Source organism: Sutcliffiella sp. NPDC057660, from assembly GCF_042800035.1.
Taxonomy (GTDB): domain Bacteria; phylum Bacillota; class Bacilli; order Bacillales; family Bacillaceae_I; genus Sutcliffiella_A.
In genome coordinates, this window is sequence record NZ_JBHVHV010000004.1 from 195,853 (window position 1) to 212,257 (window position 16,405).

A 16,405-nucleotide genomic window follows, 5' to 3' on the forward strand; every position below is an offset into this window, starting at 1 on the left:
TGGTTACATTTCCTTGCATTTTTTGTGCAGAAAAAAAGACGGTACCCTCGTTCAGGTTCCGTCATCTATTCTAGAATTATATCATGTCTTACTCAGCTTTCAATAATTTTGCATTAATGGCGACAATAATGGTACTTAAAGACATCAATACTGCCCCCACAGCGGGGCTCAGAACTATGCCAGCATTATAAAGGACACCTGCTGCCAATGGAATGGCAAGGATATTATAGCCAGCTGCCCACCATAAATTTTGAACCATTTTCCTGTAGGTCGCCTTGGATAAATGGATGACATTCACTACATCCTTAGGATTACTTTTCACCAAAACTACATCTGCAGTTTCAATTGCTACATCAGTACCAGTGCCAATAGCTATTCCTAAATCCGCATTTGCCAAGGCAGGAGCATCATTAACTCCATCTCCGGTCATAGCCACCCGCTTATTGGCCTGTTTGATTTCCGTTATCTTTTCCGATTTTTGATGGGGAAGAACTTCCGCATAAATTTTATCTATGCCTATTTGGTTACCTACATACTCAGCAACTTTTTGATTATCACCTGTTAGCATAATAGATTCTATACCCATCTCTTTCAACTCGCGGATAGCCTCTTTCGCTGTTTCCCTTACAATATCCGCCAAAGCAATCAAACCCGCCAGATCGTTTTCGATCAAAACAAAAACTACTGTCTTACCTTCTTCAGCCCATTTGTTATATTGATCCGCATTATAAGCTAAATTCTTTTCTTTCATGTAGCCAGGGCTTACCACCTTGATGGCTTTTCCATTCACAATACCCTGTAAACCTCTACCAGTTAAAGACTTAAAGTTTTCGACTGGATAATATTTTAAGTTCCTATTTCTCGCTTCTTGGACTATTCCCTTCGCAATAGGATGCTCCGACTTAGCTTCCACACTTGCGGCCAATCTCAAGAAATCCTCTTCTTCCATAGAGCTAACCAATTCTAAGTCGGTTACACCAAATTTCCCTTCTGTTAAGGTTCCAGTTTTATCAAATACAACCGAATTTACTTTTCTAGCTTCCTCAAAATTGGTTCTATTTCTTATTAACAACCCTTTTTTGGCAGAAATAGCTGTAGATACCGCTATTACTAAAGGAGCTGCTAATCCTAATGCATGTGGACAAGAGATAACCATAACAGTAACCATTCTCTCCATTGCAAATGACAATGGATATCCTGCTATCAACCAGCCAAAGAACGTAATGAAACCAGCAACCAAAGCAACATAGAATAGCCATTTTGCAGCCCTGTTAGAAAGGTCTTGTGTTTTGGATTTGGAGCTTTGGGCCTCTTTCACTAAATTGATAACTTGGGAAAGGTACGTTTCATCGCCAGTTTTTTGAACAGAGATAGTGATAGATCCTTCTCCATTGATGGACCCGCCGATTGCTTCTTCTCCACTTTTTTTGTTAACAGGTACAGATTCACCGGTTAGCATTGATTCATCAATGGTTGTTTCACCTTCGATAATGCTTCCATCAATCGGAACCTTCTCACCAGGTTTAACTAATACTTTATCTCCATGTTTCAGTTTATCAATAGATACCTCTTCAGTTGTCCCATCTCCCTTTACAAGATGGGCGTTAGATGGCATCAATTTTACTAACTCCTCCAGTGCCCTGGATGCTCCCATTACAGACCGCATTTCAATCCAATGTCCAAGAAGCATAATATCAATCAAAGTAGCAAGTTCCCAGAAAAAATTATTGCCTTCTAAACCGAAGACAGCAAATGAACTGTAAACGTATGCTACCACAATTGCCAGAGCAATCAGAGTCATCATTCCAGGATTTTTGTTCTTTAACTCGTTCTTGGAACCTGATAGGAATGGCCAACCTCCATAGAAAAAGATAAATGTGGAGAGCCCAAACAATATGAGCATATCATAGGGAAAACGCCAATCCACTTGTAAAAACATCTGAATCATTGGAGATAGAGCCAAAATTGGAATCGTAATGATAACCGAAATCCAGAACCTCTGTTTAAAATCCTCTACCATATGATCATGGTGATTATGGCTTGTGTGTTCATGCTGTGAGTGACCTTGACCAAATTCATGTTTATTTGCTTTTTTATTTTCGTGATGGTGGTGCATATGAGAGTGCTTATCAGACATCAAATAATTCTCCTTTCTTTGTAAACCATATACAGCATTTATACCCTTAGGTTTTGCAGAAATGGTGCAGTTTAGTAAATGAATGAAGAAAACTGATTAATAGTTTGAAATCCTTATGTTATATCAGAATATTCTTTACACTCATCTTTTACAAATGTTACTATATTTAATGAAATATATTCCATTAGGAGGTATAAGTCGATGCAAACAAGTATCCATACTATGTCAGTAAAAGAAGAAATAATCGTTAATGTTCCAAAAGAATTTGTATGGTATGCCTGGACCATCTCTGAACGTGTGGCGGAATGGTTTGCCCCGGAGGCAGTGATTGAAGCAAAGGAGGGAGGAGCTTACGAACTTTACTTTATTCCAGGAAACAAATCGGGTATGAACACAAAAGGTTGTAAACTCCTTAACCTTACACATGGAAAAGAACTGCAGTTTACATGGAAAGGTCCTGACCAATTTAAAGATATTATGAATGCAGATGATCAGTTAACAACAGTGAGAGTTAATTTAGAATCAATATCAGAAGATTCTACAAATGTAACTGTTCATCACACAGGATTTGGCAAAGATGAGGAATGGCAGGAAGCTCTGGAGTGGCACCTTAGAGCTTGGACAGGAGTATTAAGTAGCTTGAAGTCAGCACTTGAAAAAGGGGAAGGTAATTTGTGCTGTCAACCTTAACTCCCATTTGCAATGAAAATCTGATGAAATACTTCAGAAAAATAAGAGGGACAGTCCCCTGTCCCCCGTGGCTCAAATATATTTCCCAATGCAACTCTCCCCTTCATACGTAAAAAGTACATTCTTCGTCACGATTACTGATTCAATATGGGAGTTTTTAAGGAGACAGGCATTTATTTTTTCGTAACTATTACCTTCCCTTTCATGCCTGCTTCCTTATGACCAGGAATAGTACAATAAAATTCGTACTCCCCTTCTTCTAAGGGGGTAAAATTGACTTCATTTTTAGTCATTGCAAGAGCATGAAGATGTAATGATGCTTTGGATTCATTGTGATTATGAATACTGCTACTTGTCTTTCTTAATGGCATATCTTTTATCTCTAAATCATGTTCAATTTCATCCATATTATCTAATTGAAGGGTAACTTCTTCCCCTACTGTTACTGTAAAAGTAGATGGTTTATAGCGATTGTTTTCTGCTTTCACAAGAATATCTTTTGTTACAGCGGTTTCAGAAGTATGGTGTTGATGCTGTTGACTTGTTTGAGGGGCTCCGGTATTTTGACTCAAGTTGAAACCAAAAACCATATATGTACCGATCCCTGTCACTACAATTAGCGGCTTTATATACCACCACCTTCCTATTACGTCATTAGAACTATCTTCTTTGGAAAGCACCAAAAACAATATTAACGAGCAAATACTAAACGTTAATAAGAGAATCAACAAGAAAGATGCATCCTTAACCGTAACCATTTCTCCCAGCATTGCCCCCATCATTCCACCCATTAAACCTGACATTGCCCCTTCTATTGAGGACAGTAGACCCAAACGAATACCAACAAGTACTCCTGCAATCACTCCCGTCAGGATAGAAACTAGGGTTGATGCTAATAAGTCACCTTGATAAAGAATACCAAAAGCTATACCGACTATTAAGCTTATCGTCATTGCGTAAGTCATTGATAAAACCATACCTGCCATTGATGGTAGTTTATGTTTCAACTTGTTCGACAAGATAAGGATTACCCCTATTTCTACTATCAATGTAATAAATATATACCAATAAAATCCATTCATAGATTCCCCTCCTCTAATACATGTTTATGCTACGGATTGGGGGACATGCAATTGGAAATTAAACAATATTGTGCAGAAATTATGGAGTTTCCATAAAAGTATTTAAACAAATACCTAGGTTAATACACACATAACTCTTTGCTAATTTCAAACATTATTAAATATCATTATACCTGTAAGGGGTATTTAGATATCCAAAAAAAATCGTGCTCATAAGGGCACGATTTCTATTTTTATTCTTTTACTTCATAACCTTCATTATCAATTGTATCTTTAATAAAATTTAAAGATATTTCAGTTGATTGGTATTCTATATAAACTGTTCCAGAATCAAGTTCGACTTTTACATTTTTTACACCGTTTAATTCTCCCAAAGCCCCTTCAATTGCTTTGACACAATGGCCACATGACATCCCATATACCTGCAAATTTACTTTCTCCAAATGGAACATCTCCTTATTTTTTCAATAATCGTTGTATTGTAACCAATACTTCATCTAGCACTTCTGTATCACCTTGTTGAATTCTTTCAAGGACGCAGGACCTCATGTGACCTTCTAATAGAATTTTTGCTACACTGTTTAAAGCAGATTGTGTGGCAGAAATTTGAGTAATGACATCATCACAATAGCTGTCTCGCTCTATAAGTCCTTTAATCCCTCTTATTTGTCCTTCAATCCGGTTTAATCTAGTGACTAGATTATTTTTAACTTTATCTGAATGATGGCTCTTTCTATCACCATCCAATGCACAGCAAGAATCCAATTCAATCAAAGTATCTGGATTCAATGACATATTGTCACACCTCTCAACTTTATTCTCACCTTTTACATTAATTAAAAGGCTATTTACCATTTCAAAGTTACATGATTTTCTAATTTTTTTCAAATATTTAGACTATTTTATCACTGTCTTTATTTCTTCTAATCCAACCCGTTTGATAAACTTTGAAACAGTTTCACGCTTTTTCCCCAGTTCAATATATTTCATTAAGAATCTATCGATATATTGATATAATTCTTCTGGATCTAAGTTTTCAAAAAGTAACGTTCCGGCCTTAGCGTCATGACCTTTCGAACTACCACCTATATAAAGATTATATTTATCTCGAACTTTCATGATACCAATGTCATTGATCAATGGTTCACCACATCCTACTGGGCACCCTGTGTAGGCAATCTTAACAGTAAAAGGAACTTCTTTGCCTGCTGTTCGTTTATTTATTTCCTTTGCAACAGGCATTCCTTCTTCCATTTCCCCTTTACAAAAATTGCAGGTTCGGAGACTTTTCACTACGTTTCCAACCGGATAGCATTTTAAACCCACCGCTTCAAATTCCTTAATAGCTTCATCTATTTGTGATTCTGGTATCTCCAAATATAATTGTTGAAATGTCGTTAGTTCAAGTTCTAAATCACCTATTCGATTTGCGATAGTAATAAGTTGCTGGGAAGTTAACTTTGCCCCAAAGCCAATTCCTCCATTTACAGCAATCTTGATATTCTTCTCCTCCATACTAACCGTCCTCACTTCCCTTATGATGTTTTCTCAAGTAGTTCCTCGTGACAATGACAAGAGATTTCATGATCCTTTCCAAGGGATTCTAATTGAGGAACCATGGTATGACATTTGGTTTCTTGATGAGGACAGCGATGAACAAATGGACAACCTTTAAGTTCTTGAGTAGCATCCACTTCTCCATCTAGTATGATTTGATTTCTATGTTCAATAAAATAATTTAAATCTTTTACAACAGACACTAATGCCTTTGTGTAAGGATGAGTAGGGGATTGAATAATTTTTTTCGTTGGACCTATCTCCACTATTTTCCCCTGATACATTACAGCAATCCGGTCACACATATAACTCGCTGTGGTTAAATCATGGGTAATAAACATCATTGTTAACCCCATCTTTTTTCGTAAATCTAATAACAAGTTCAGAATTCCTGCTCTAACCGATACATCCAACATTGAAGTAGGCTCATCTGCAGCAATGAATATCGGATTAAGAATAACTGCTCTAGCAATCGCGATACGCTGTCTTTGACCTCCACTCAGCTGATGGGGGTATCGATACATAAAATCTTCTGCCGGTCTTAATTCAATGGATTCGATGGCTTCTTTTACTTTTGTTACTTTTTCTGAATGTGATATCTTCTTTTCATGTGCGTTTAATGGCTCCATTAGAATATCCAGGATTCTCATCCCAGGATTTAATGTATCGTATGGATCCTGAAAAATCATTTGCATTTTTTTTCTCACTTTGTTAGTCTGGGCATCATTGAGATTACAAAGATTATCTCCATCAAACATAATCTTTCCGGCACTTTCTTTCATTAGTCTCATAACCATTCTGGCGGTTGTTGTTTTACCGCACCCGCTTTCACCGATAATACCTAATATTTCTCCTCGTTTGATATCCAAATTAATGTCATTCACTGCATAAACTTCTTTTCTTACTCTCTTGAAAATCGGACCAGTTTTTTTAATAAACGTTTTCTCCAAGTTCCTTATGCTGAATAATACCGTATTATCCATGATGGTTTCCCTCCCCTTCCTCCAAAAAGCACGCAGTAAAATGGCCGGGTTTCACTTCTCTTAATACTGGATTTTCTATTTTACAGCGTTCCATAGCGAATGCACATCTTGTTTCGAATCTGCAACCCTTAGGCGGGTTTACTAGGTTTGGAACACTCCCAGGAATCGAGATTACTTCCCTGTCCGGATCAGCCAAGTCAGGAGTTGCTTTCAATAGGGCAGAGGAATACGGATGCCTTGCATCTTTCAAAATATCTTTTGTAGATGCCCATTCAACAATTCGTCCTGCATACATAATCACAATTCTATCGCAAATGGCTGTAACCATCGGTAAATCGTGAGAAATTAGTATGACGGAAAGGTTCAATTTCCTTTGTAAATCTTTTATTAATGCAATTACTTGTGCTTGTGTTAATACATCTAAACCCGTGGTTGATTCATCTGATATGACAAGCTTTGGGTTACAGGCAAGTGCCATTGCAATGGCAACCCTCTGTTTCATACCTCCACTAAATTCATGGGGATAACTTTTCCAGCGATCTCCCTTTATTCCCACTAACTCTAATAGCTTTTTTACCCTTAACTCTGCATCCTTTTTGCTTACTTTTTCATGAAGGAGAATGGCCTCCATTATTTGATCCCCTACAGTGTAAACAGGATTCAGTGCATTCATCGCACTTTGAGGAATAACAGATAATTCTTTCCATCTTAAATCAGAAAGCTGTGAGTCAGATAATTTCATGATATTCTTTCCATTCAAGTGCACATCCCCCGACACCACTTTACCAGGGTATTCAATCAATCGTAGGATAGATTGTGCAACAGTCGTTTTTCCACAACCTGATTCCCCGATAATCCCAAGCATTTCACCCTCTTTTACGGTGAAAGAAACGTTCTCAACCGCTTTTGCTATCCCTTTTTCGGTTTTGAAGTATGTTGAAAGGTTTTCAACGGAAAGTACTGTACCCATGTATTAACGCTCCTTTCTTAAACGGGGGTTAAGAATCTCTTCCAGCGAATATCCCGTAAATGCAAAACCTATTACAAGTGTAGTAATTAATAACCCCGGAGGTAAAATCCACCAGATCCAGGCATCAGTTAAAAATGCTCCTCTTGCCTGAGCATAATATAAAATAGTCCCCCAACTCTTTGTAAAAGGATCTCCCAGTCCCAGAAAACTCAATGAAGCTTCTATCAGAATAGAATGACTTGCTGCCAAGACGAATTGTGACAGGGCAATAGGTATAACACCAGGTAAAATGTGCTTAGTCAAGATGACACGAATACTGCTGCCAATTGATTTGGCTGCTTCTACATATCCTTTAGTTTTCAGTGATAATACTTGTGAGCGGATAACACGTGCGGGACTTGCCCAAGAAATCAAGCTGATTACAAGGATTATATTCCAAAAACTCGGTCCTATAAAAGCTGCTAATAGAATCATAAGCGGCAAGAAAGGAATAACCAATATTAAATCCACAAATCTCATAAGTAATGAATCTACTCTTCCACCATAATATCCTGCAATCACTCCTACCAAGCAACCGATAACAATAGAAATTAAAGCTGCAACAATACCAATTAGTAAGGAAACTCTTGTACCATAGATTAATTCACTAAAGATGTCTTGACCGATATCATTCGTTCCGAGCAGGAAACTTCCATTCGGTTTCATAAACGGCCCGCCTACTCTGACACTAGGATCATAGGGTGCAATTAGAGGGGCAAGTAAGGCAATAATAAGGAATACAAAAAGAATTCCGCCCCCTAACATTCCAAGATTATTTGATGTAAGTATCGTCCAATAATTTCTCATTTTTTGCTTATCCATTATTTTTCCCCACTTTCGGATCCAGTAGTGGATAAATCAGGTCAGCCAACATGTTCGCAATGACTACACTGAAGGTAATGATTAGGAAAGTAGCCTGTATAAGTGGATAATCCCTGCTCAGGACAGATTCAAACATCAATCTTCCTACTCCAGGATAGGCAAATACTGTTTCTATAACCGTTGCACCACCAAGCATAAAACCTAGACTAAGCATGAACACTGTTGCTACCGGTAGCAGAGCATTTCTCATCGCATGCTTATATTTTATGACTTTCTCTTTTACACCTTTTGCTTTTGCCATCATAATATAATCTTCTCCTAGAACATTTAACATGGAATATCGCATAATCATAAAAGTGCTAGTTACAGAGATTAATACCAAAGTAGTTAATGGTAGAGCTAAATGCTTCAAAATGTCTACAAATCTATCGATTCCAGTTAAATTGGACCATGCACTTTCAGCCCCAAACACTGGAAATAAACCAAGTTGAGCTGAAAATATGGATACAAGTATCATCCCGACCCAAAAAGATGGCATTGCACTTAAGAACATGAACACAGTTAAAAGATTGGCATCTGTCTTTGTACCACGCTTCCACGCGGATATGGCACCGAACATGACACCTATGATAGTGGAGATAACTAATCCCAATCCTGTTAATAGAAGCGTCCAAGGTAACCTTTCCATCAAGAGATCAGCAATAGGTCTTTTTTGCTGATAGGAAAACCCGAAGTTTCCTGTTGCAATATTTTTAATATATGTACCATATTGAACAAAAATCGAATCATTTAACCCATGCTCATCTAGAATTGCCTCTTTTTCACTACTCGACATAAAACCTACATCTTCCCCAGCTAGGAAAACTAAGGGATTACCCGGCATCAAACGGGGAAGAAGAAAATTGAGGGTGAGCATTAGAAAAATGACTATTGCATATTGCACAAATTTTCCCGCTATAAACTTTCCCATTCTTTACACCTCCGCTTTGAATTTTCTATCAAGAAGGTCTGATTTAAGAATTAAATCAGACCTTCTTGATACTTATATATCAAATTCATCTTTCGGCTTACTTTTTCCTTTTCTCTTAATGAAGTAGAAAGCAATAATCACCATGAGGATAATCCCTCCCAATATGAATAAGGTACTATTTGCCCCGCCTTCAGTGGAACCTTCACTTGTAGAGTCGGCAGTTGCAACATCTTCCTTATCAGTGGTCTGTATTTCTGATTTTTCACCAGATACAAAGGAAAGCTTGTTTATAATCCCTTTCCCGACTTGGAAAACGTACCCATCGTATACAGATGGATTATAAGCATTAACAATTTCCTGATAATATAGAGTGATGAATGGTGCATCATCCGCAACTAAAGACTGCATATCCTTAATTATCGTCATTCTCTCATCTTCATCGAATGTGGATGAAAGCTCCTCAGACAAGGTATCAAATTCTGCATTTTTATATGCACCAATATTCACAGATCCAATGGTAGGATCGGAATGAAATAACTCAACCATTCGATCGGGGAATAGCTGCATAGTATTTGACCAACCCCATACCCCCATATCAAAATCCCGACCTTTTGTAACATCAAAATCCGGCCACATAAGGGAATCTACCGTTGTAGCATCCATTGCTTTTACCGTATTCTTAATACCTATTCCATTTATCGCTTCAGAAACAAGCTCTGCTGTACGAATTCTGATCGGGTTGTTTGCATAAACAAGGGTTGTTAAATCAATCTTATCTCCATTTGGATTTTCTCTGAATCCATCCCCATCAATATCTTTAAAACCAGCATCTTCGAGAAGTTGTTTCGCTTTCTCAGGATTATGAGTTGCTACTAATTCAGTGTTATAAAATGGTGAGGATGGATGAATAAAACCTGGGCTCCCAACCTCTCCATACCCTAGCAATAATGTTTCTACAAGGTTGTTTTTATCCACCGCAAAATTAATTGCTTGCCTGAAAGCGGACTCTGTCATCGGATACTTTTCTGCATTAATCTGAAAAAGTGTAGTGCTGTATCCGGGACCTCTAGCTACTTTTAGAGAACTATTCGATTCGAATTGTTCAACTAGTTCAGGAGAAATACTTGAAGACAAAGCATCTATTTCACCAGCTTGAAGTGCATTTAGCATCGCAGTTGTATCTTCGATTATAGGAAAGATAATTTCTTCAATCGGAGGCTCTCCATGAAAATAATCTTTATGGGCTTTGACTTTATAATATTGTCCTGATTTATGCTCTTCCAAAATGTAAGGACCACTTCCGATTGCATTCGTTTCTTCATCCGGATTACTTACTTGGCTCCAAATGTGTTCAGGTAGAATAGGCAGATCTCCGAGCGGTTGGATCATGAAGTTGGGATCGGCTTCTGATAATGTGAGTGAGAAAGTTGTATCGTCTGATATATCAATAGAGGCAATGCTTTTAAGAGGGTTTGTGAATCGGGACTTAGGATATTGAATAAAATATTCCATGGTGAATTTCACATCTTCGGCAGTTAATGATTCTCCATCGTGCCAGGTAACATTGTCATGCAACTCAAATTCATAAGTTAAGCCATCTTCACTGACATTGTATTCTTTCACTAACCAAGGTTGAGGTTGGTTGTCTTCATCTAGAACAAATAAATTATCATAAAGTAGGTTTACCAAGTCCAGGCCTGGATAACCGGTTACATAAGTATAGGGATTCAGTCCATTTTCATCCTTAGTTATTCCAACTTTCAGCGTTTGAGTTTCTGCTTCTGCAACTGCCGGAGTAAAGATAGAGACTACAGCTAATAATGTCACTGCTAGAAAAATCAGAGGCTTCTTCATACTTTTTCCCCCTTATTATTTAATTAATTGTTGCAAATGATAGTTACCTTCTCTTCTATACGCTTCCGCTAAAGCGAAATGACCATGAGTAGCTAGTCCGTGATACACATGAACTGCTTTATCTAACGCCTTGTGGATGGCACGGCCCTTTTCGTAATGACTGCTGAGGTTTGAAAACCCAGGGGCTATAATCTCTGCAGCAGACGGATCTAGCATTTCTTCAAAGTGCATACCACTAAATTCCATCTGACTTTCTAACATACTCATCGCCTTTTCTTTTTTCTCCCAAACAGAAGAAATGTCTACGACAGTATTAGGATGGTGAGGGGTCATGTAGTAAATAGTCGGAATAGGATGTGGTTCCAAACCTGGCATATTTTCTAAACCAAAATCGCGACTTGATAGTGCTATGGATTCTAGTAACAAGGTCATTGCTGGACGACGATCAGGATCTAGGTCATGGAATGAGTGCTCAGGGTCTTGAGTAATAATGATATCCGGTTTAACTTCACGGATTACTTTTATGAGCTTCAACTTAGATTCCACACTCAAATCTACTGTTCCATATTGAAAATTCAAGAAAGAAATATTAACTCCTAACTCTTCAGCTGCCTGTCTGACTTGAGGCTGACTAGTTTCTCTACAAAGCATAATGGTAGCATATGACTCCCCACCACTAGCGACATTTTTTGCTAATGCACCTCCACATTCCACTACTTCCATTCCATAAACACCAAGAAATAATACCTTTTGACCATTTGACATTAAGCATTCCTCCCATTATCATTTTTTTAAAAATACAATACCCCGCTATAGTATATTGAGGTCTGTTTTTACTTATACTAAATCTTTTTTAATATTTTGTAAATACTGAATTATTAGAAATGTGTTGTTTTTTGTATAAACTTATAACTTTTTGAATTCATCCCTATCAAAAGGGAATTTTCATTGAATTATATACCAGGTCATAAAAAACAAAGAAGAACCTTCAGAGGGTTCTTCTTTGTTTCTGGATCAGATTATTTGATTCTGCTTCGATTTTTAATTTGTTTAGCCACTGGCCATTATTAAATCCCCGATATAAAAAATAAGCTCTAAACGCATTATCCAGGCCAATCGCCACCCAAATCCCAAGTATACCCAAACCGAAGTAAACTCCTAGCAAATAAACTCCTAATGTTCTAATCACCCATGTACCAATCAAGGTCAAATATAGGGGAGACTTTGCATTTTCAGCACCTTGATAGATCCCAGTCATAATGAGAACAATAGCTAATATAGGTTGAATAAATGCATCTACCTTTAAAGCTATTCCAATATTATTTATTGCCTCCGCCTCAGTAGTAAAAAAGGATCCAATCCACTCTCCTCCGAAAAACAGGAAGACTCCAAATATAGTCATGCATCCTAACCCCAGATACACACAATACCTTCCTGCCCTCTTGGCATATTCGTATTCTTGTGCTCCCAGATAGTCACTAACCAATGTAGTTGCAGCCGCTGCATAGCCGTAACCAATCATGTATGAAAATACCTCGATATTACCAGCAATTTGATGGGCCGCAAATAATTGTGTCCCCAAATACACAATTATTCCAAAGTAAAGTACCTGCCCAAGACGCATTGCTAGCCTTTCCCCCATTGCAGGAGTAGCTAATTGAAGCAACATTTTCTGTATAGAAAAATCCCATTTTAGTAATGTGTTGAAATGAATAAATTGCTTCCTTTTTAGCAGAATTACAAGTAAAACAACTCCTATTAACCTGGAAATGACGGTAGCCCAGGCAGCACCTTCTAGTCCAAATGCCGGAATAATAAAGAAACCAAATATCAAAATATAATCAAGTAAAATATTTAATAGGTTAATAATTATACTTACAATCATTGGATTTTTTGTATCTTTCAAACCTCTTAATATACTATTCATACTGAACATCAAAGACATTAAAAGAGAGGGTATTCCTACAATTCTAAAATAAATGACTCCCTTTTGTAGTACATCGCCTTGAAGTCCCATCATTTTTAATAAAGGTTCGGCAAATGCCATGGTTATAAAGCCGAAAATAATTCCTATAATTACTGCAAGAAGAATTGATTGACTGGCAATAACTTTAGATTTCTCCTTATTTCCAGCACCAATGTATTTGGCTACATAAACATTTACAGATACACCCAAAGACATAAATATTGCAATATATACTGCAAGTAGAGTATTAGCTATCCCCACAGCTGTGACTTCCTCTAAACCTATCTGTGCAACGAAATAGGTGTCAACAAATCCTAGAATAGTCTGAAAAAAGTTATCAATAACAGCTGGAATTGCTAATGATAAAATTGTTAAAATCATTTGTTTATTTGTTAACTTAGATTCACCATTAATATAAAACACTCCCACCTTTTTTATTTTTAATTACTGAAATTAATAAAACTGTTCATTGTTGATTATATTTATCTACTATTAGACAAAAGTCAATAATATTCTGATAATTATCTTTTTAATACGATGTTAGAAAAAAATGTTTAACAAACAGTTAAAATACCTATCTAAGGTTTTTTTACAGTTTTCAGATATTAATATTGAATGAAATCTCTTTCCTCGGATTTAATAGAAAACTGATTAAGACTGAAAATACTCTTATTTTATAGTTTTTCCTATTTTTTATCACTGAAAATTTACACAATAAAACAAAAAAAAAGGACAGTCCCCTGTCCCCTTGCTCAAATATATTTCCGATGCACACTCTTCCCATCATAAGTAAACAATACATTCTTTGTCTCAATTACCGACTCCATATGCACGGGCCTTCCCCAAATCTGATGGATATATGGCAGCACCTTTTCCAGATATTTGAGATCAAGTTCAATCCCCTCAAACCAGTGCTTCAAATATAGCTCGCCTGCACGCAGGTAATCGCCGTCATTGACGGTAATATACGGAAAGCCCCCATTCACCCTCATGTTCACCAGTTGGTCCCGCACCTGTTCCCATGCCTTGTCAACAATCTTATAGTCCTTGCCCTGCTTCTGGAAAAGATACATATCCTCCCGCATGACGAGGTCCTTGTTCAGGTAGTTGCGGAGGAACGAAATATCCGATTCCACTTCCCGCACTTCAAACATTCTTTCACGGCCGGATCCGGGCTTGATGCCGTCCCGCATCATCTCTTCTGTCGGATTGTTGTAGCGTTCTTCAATGTCTTCAAAGATTTTGATGCCGAGATAATAAGGATTGATGCTTGTGCGGGATGGCTGTACGACGCCTGCATTCAGTTTGGCATATTCAAGGGCTTCGCCGCTTGTGAGGTCCATTTCGCGGAGGATGCGTTGGTGCCAGTAGGAAGCCCAGCCTTCGTTCATGATTTTTGTTTCCATCTGCGGCCAGAAATAGAGCATCTCCTCGCGCATCATCGTCAGGATATCACGCTGCCAGTCCTCGAGCTCGCTGCTGTAATGCTCAATGAAAAGTAGGATATCCTTTTCAGGCTGCGGCGGGAATTTCTTTTTCCTCTTTTTCGGAACTTCTCTTGGCTTATTGCGCGAATCGAGGTTCCATAAGTCATCATAAGCACTCGTTTTTTTCTTCACTTCTTCCTCTTCTTCCATATCATCCATGCTCCAGGCGAGCTTGGAGCGTACCAACGATGGATCAATATGCTCCTGGATGGCAAGGACTGCGTTCAGGAAATTCTCCACCTCTTCTTTTCCATGATCATGTTCATATTGCTTGATCCTTTCGGCGGTTGCTGCCATGCTCTCCACCATGTCCCGATTCGTATTCTGAAAACGGCAATTATTTTTGAAAAAATCACAGTGGGCAAGCACATGCGCTACAATCAGCTTATTTTGAATAAGGGAATTTGTATCCAACAAAAAGGCGTAGCAAGGATTCGAGTTGATTACAAGCTCATAGATTTTACTGAGCCCCAGGTCATAGTGAAGCTTCATTTTGTGGAACTGTTTGCCGAAGCTCCAATGGGAAAAACGAGTTGGCATTCCATATGCCCCAAAAGTATAGATGATATCGGCTGGGCAAATCTCATAACGCATCGGGTAAAAGTCCAGGCCAAAGCCTTTTGCAATCTCGGTAATCTCATCGATGGCCCGAAATAACGCTTTTTCGTCATCTGCTTTCATGTTACAACCTCCCTTTTCCTCTTAACACAATGTATGAACAAGGTACTGATATGATGAAAAGGGATTGCTTTTTTATGAACTTCTTTTCTGATTCTGGGAAAGAATAGGGAGGTAACATGTTATACTTTTCTTATTGTGATTTTTTAGGGAGTGTTTTTTTTTGGAGTTTGCATTATTCATCCTTATGGGGTTTTCCATCAGTATGCTATCCGGTTTTTTCGGCATCGGGGGCGGCTTTGTTCTGACACCAGTACTCATGTTAATGGGGTTCAGTCCAATCGAGGCAATCTCGACAAGCCTTCTATATACCATTGGCACATCCATTTCGGGTGTCTACGCGCATTATAAAATGAAAAATATTTTGTGGAAGCAGGCCTTGATTATTGGGACAAGCGGGGTTGTGGCTACTCAGCTTGCCTATCCTTTTGTAGAGTGGCTGGATTCCACCGGACTTGACGAAATGGTGATTCCTACTATGTATTTGGTACTGCTCAGCTACTTCGCATTCACGATGTTAATACAATCAACTAAGGGAATCAATGGTCAGCACGGGTCTGCGTCCATTATCCACTTGATGATTATCGGATTGATCGGAGGGTTCCTCTCCACTGCACTAGGAGTAGGAGGCGGCTTCATCATTGTTCCGCTACTGATCAGTTTCCTGGGACTTCCTTCGAGGAATGCTGTCGCAACCAGCCTGACCAGTGTGATTTTAATTGTCTCTGCTGGATTTATTACCTATGCCATTAACATCCCGATCCATTATGATACCGGGTTCCTTCTTATTGCCGGAGCCATTTTCGGTTCCCAGTTGGGTGCAAAAGCTACATCATTTGTGAAAAACGCTACCATTCAGCGACTGCTCGGCATTCTTTACATTTGTACCATGGCGAGCCTGATCATTAACATGACAGAGTATACCGTACTTGGATTAGTGGTGCTGGCTTGCTATACGTTGACGATGAACATATTCATGTTTTTACGGCTATTTAAGCAGGATTTGGTGGAGTCGAATGGGTGAAAGAGGACCTCATTGGGGATATGAAGGGCTTTTCTGGCTGCTACCTTTGGTAAAAAGCCCTTCATTCCTCTTATGATGAGCTTTTCTATCCTCTTTCCTTGGCAAAAAGCCCTTCATTCCTCTTATGATGAGCTTTTCTATCCTCT

At 38.3% G+C, this 16,405-nt stretch carries 15 protein-coding genes; 2 read left to right on the forward strand and 13 right to left on the reverse strand.

Translation table 11 applies throughout. The features are described 5' to 3' along the window. Positions 1–88: 88 nt before the first annotated feature. Positions 89–2,137 carry a heavy metal translocating P-type ATPase gene (locus ACFVAD_RS05620; protein WP_386636968.1) on the reverse strand — a complete coding sequence of 683 codons (2,049 nt, stop codon included), beginning with the start codon at positions 2,135–2,137 and terminating at the stop codon, positions 89–91. A 201-nt stretch (positions 2,138–2,338) separates the two neighbouring features. On the opposite strand from ACFVAD_RS05620, the gene ACFVAD_RS05625 reads away from it, so the two are divergent. Beyond that, positions 2,339–2,827 carry an SRPBCC family protein gene (locus tag ACFVAD_RS05625; protein WP_386636970.1) on the forward strand — a complete coding sequence of 163 codons (489 nt, stop codon included), beginning with the start codon at positions 2,339–2,341 and terminating at the stop codon, positions 2,825–2,827. A 173-nt stretch (positions 2,828–3,000) separates the two neighbouring features. On the opposite strand, the gene ACFVAD_RS05630 is transcribed toward ACFVAD_RS05625, so the two are convergent. The 12 genes from ACFVAD_RS05630 to ACFVAD_RS05685 form a co-directional block, all read right to left on the reverse strand. Then, a complete protein-coding gene (locus ACFVAD_RS05630; protein WP_386636972.1) occupies positions 3,001–3,909 on the reverse strand; it encodes a cupredoxin domain-containing protein in 909 nt (302 codons plus the stop codon). 233 nt (positions 3,910–4,142) lie between these two features. After that, positions 4,143–4,352, reverse strand: coding sequence for a copper chaperone CopZ (gene copZ / locus ACFVAD_RS05635; RefSeq protein ID WP_386636974.1), 210 nt, complete (start codon positions 4,350–4,352; stop codon positions 4,143–4,145). A gap of 13 nt (positions 4,353–4,365) precedes the next feature. Further along, the gene (locus ACFVAD_RS05640; protein WP_386636976.1) at positions 4,366–4,704 is read right to left on the reverse strand and encodes a metal-sensitive transcriptional regulator; all 339 of its coding nucleotides are present in this window, start codon (positions 4,702–4,704) and stop codon (positions 4,366–4,368) included. Between the two features lie 102 nt (positions 4,705–4,806). Then, positions 4,807–5,424, reverse strand: a complete 618-nt coding sequence (locus tag ACFVAD_RS05645) for a nitrite/sulfite reductase domain-containing protein (protein WP_386636978.1) — start codon at positions 5,422–5,424, stop codon at positions 4,807–4,809. 20 nt (positions 5,425–5,444) lie between these two features. After that, complete coding sequence (locus ACFVAD_RS05650; RefSeq protein WP_386636980.1) at positions 5,445–6,449, reverse strand: oligopeptide/dipeptide ABC transporter ATP-binding protein; 1,005 nt, start codon at positions 6,447–6,449, stop codon at positions 5,445–5,447. Further along, positions 6,442–7,419, reverse strand: a complete 978-nt coding sequence (locus ACFVAD_RS05655) for an ABC transporter ATP-binding protein (RefSeq protein ID WP_386636982.1) — start codon at positions 7,417–7,419, stop codon at positions 6,442–6,444. Before ACFVAD_RS05655 ends, ACFVAD_RS05650 begins: the two co-directional genes overlap by 8 nt. 3 nt (positions 7,420–7,422) lie before the next feature. Beyond that, entirely contained in the window at positions 7,423–8,280 is an 858-nt protein-coding gene (locus ACFVAD_RS05660; protein WP_386636984.1) for an ABC transporter permease, read from the reverse strand. After that, entirely contained in the window at positions 8,273–9,250 is a 978-nt protein-coding gene (locus tag ACFVAD_RS05665; protein WP_224840851.1) for an ABC transporter permease, read from the reverse strand. The genes ACFVAD_RS05660 and ACFVAD_RS05665 overlap by 8 nt, the downstream gene beginning before the upstream one ends. A gap of 72 nt (positions 9,251–9,322) precedes the next feature. Then, positions 9,323–11,104, reverse strand: coding sequence for an ABC transporter substrate-binding protein (locus tag ACFVAD_RS05670; protein ID WP_386636986.1), 1,782 nt, complete (start codon positions 11,102–11,104; stop codon positions 9,323–9,325). Between the two features lie 15 nt (positions 11,105–11,119). Continuing rightward, entirely contained in the window at positions 11,120–11,869 is a 750-nt protein-coding gene (locus ACFVAD_RS05675) for a PIG-L deacetylase family protein (protein WP_386636988.1), read from the reverse strand. A gap of 223 nt (positions 11,870–12,092) precedes the next feature. Continuing rightward, a complete protein-coding gene (locus ACFVAD_RS05680) occupies positions 12,093–13,493 on the reverse strand; it encodes an MATE family efflux transporter (RefSeq protein WP_386636990.1) in 1,401 nt (466 codons plus the stop codon). 329 nt (positions 13,494–13,822) lie between these two features. Further along, positions 13,823–15,238 carry a SpoVR family protein gene (locus tag ACFVAD_RS05685; protein WP_386636992.1) on the reverse strand — a complete coding sequence of 472 codons (1,416 nt, stop codon included), beginning with the start codon at positions 15,236–15,238 and terminating at the stop codon, positions 13,823–13,825. A gap of 160 nt (positions 15,239–15,398) precedes the next feature. Between ACFVAD_RS05685 and ACFVAD_RS05690 the strand changes: the two genes are divergently transcribed. After that, the gene (locus ACFVAD_RS05690) at positions 15,399–16,259 is read left to right on the forward strand and encodes a sulfite exporter TauE/SafE family protein (RefSeq protein ID WP_386636994.1); all 861 of its coding nucleotides are present in this window, start codon (positions 15,399–15,401) and stop codon (positions 16,257–16,259) included. Positions 16,260–16,405 lie beyond the last annotated feature (146 nt).

Bases quoted from the DNA above. Each gene is read 5' to 3' on its own strand.
- ACFVAD_RS05620 (WP_386636968.1), bottom strand. From the start codon at position 2,137: ATGTCTGATAAGCACTCTCATATGCACCACCATCACGAAAATAAAAAA.
- ACFVAD_RS05625 (WP_386636970.1), top strand. From the start codon at position 2,339: ATGCAAACAAGTATCCATACTATGTCAGTAAAAGAAGAAATAATCGTT.
- ACFVAD_RS05630 (WP_386636972.1), bottom strand. From the start codon at position 3,909: ATGAATGGATTTTATTGGTATATATTTATTACATTGATAGTAGAAATA.
- ACFVAD_RS05640 (WP_386636976.1), bottom strand. From the start codon at position 4,704: ATGTCATTGAATCCAGATACTTTGATTGAATTGGATTCTTGCTGTGCA.
- ACFVAD_RS05645 (WP_386636978.1), bottom strand. From the start codon at position 5,424: ATGGAGGAGAAGAATATCAAGATTGCTGTAAATGGAGGAATTGGCTTT.
- ACFVAD_RS05650 (WP_386636980.1), bottom strand. From the start codon at position 6,449: ATGGATAATACGGTATTATTCAGCATAAGGAACTTGGAGAAAACGTTT.
- ACFVAD_RS05655 (WP_386636982.1), bottom strand. From the start codon at position 7,419: ATGGGTACAGTACTTTCCGTTGAAAACCTTTCAACATACTTCAAAACC.
- ACFVAD_RS05660 (WP_386636984.1), bottom strand. From the start codon at position 8,280: ATGGATAAGCAAAAAATGAGAAATTATTGGACGATACTTACATCAAAT.
- ACFVAD_RS05665 (WP_224840851.1), bottom strand. From the start codon at position 9,250: ATGGGAAAGTTTATAGCGGGAAAATTTGTGCAATATGCAATAGTCATT.
- ACFVAD_RS05670 (WP_386636986.1), bottom strand. From the start codon at position 11,104: ATGAAGAAGCCTCTGATTTTTCTAGCAGTGACATTATTAGCTGTAGTC.
- ACFVAD_RS05675 (WP_386636988.1), bottom strand. From the start codon at position 11,869: ATGTCAAATGGTCAAAAGGTATTATTTCTTGGTGTTTATGGAATGGAA.
- ACFVAD_RS05685 (WP_386636992.1), bottom strand. From the start codon at position 15,238: ATGAAAGCAGATGACGAAAAAGCGTTATTTCGGGCCATCGATGAGATT.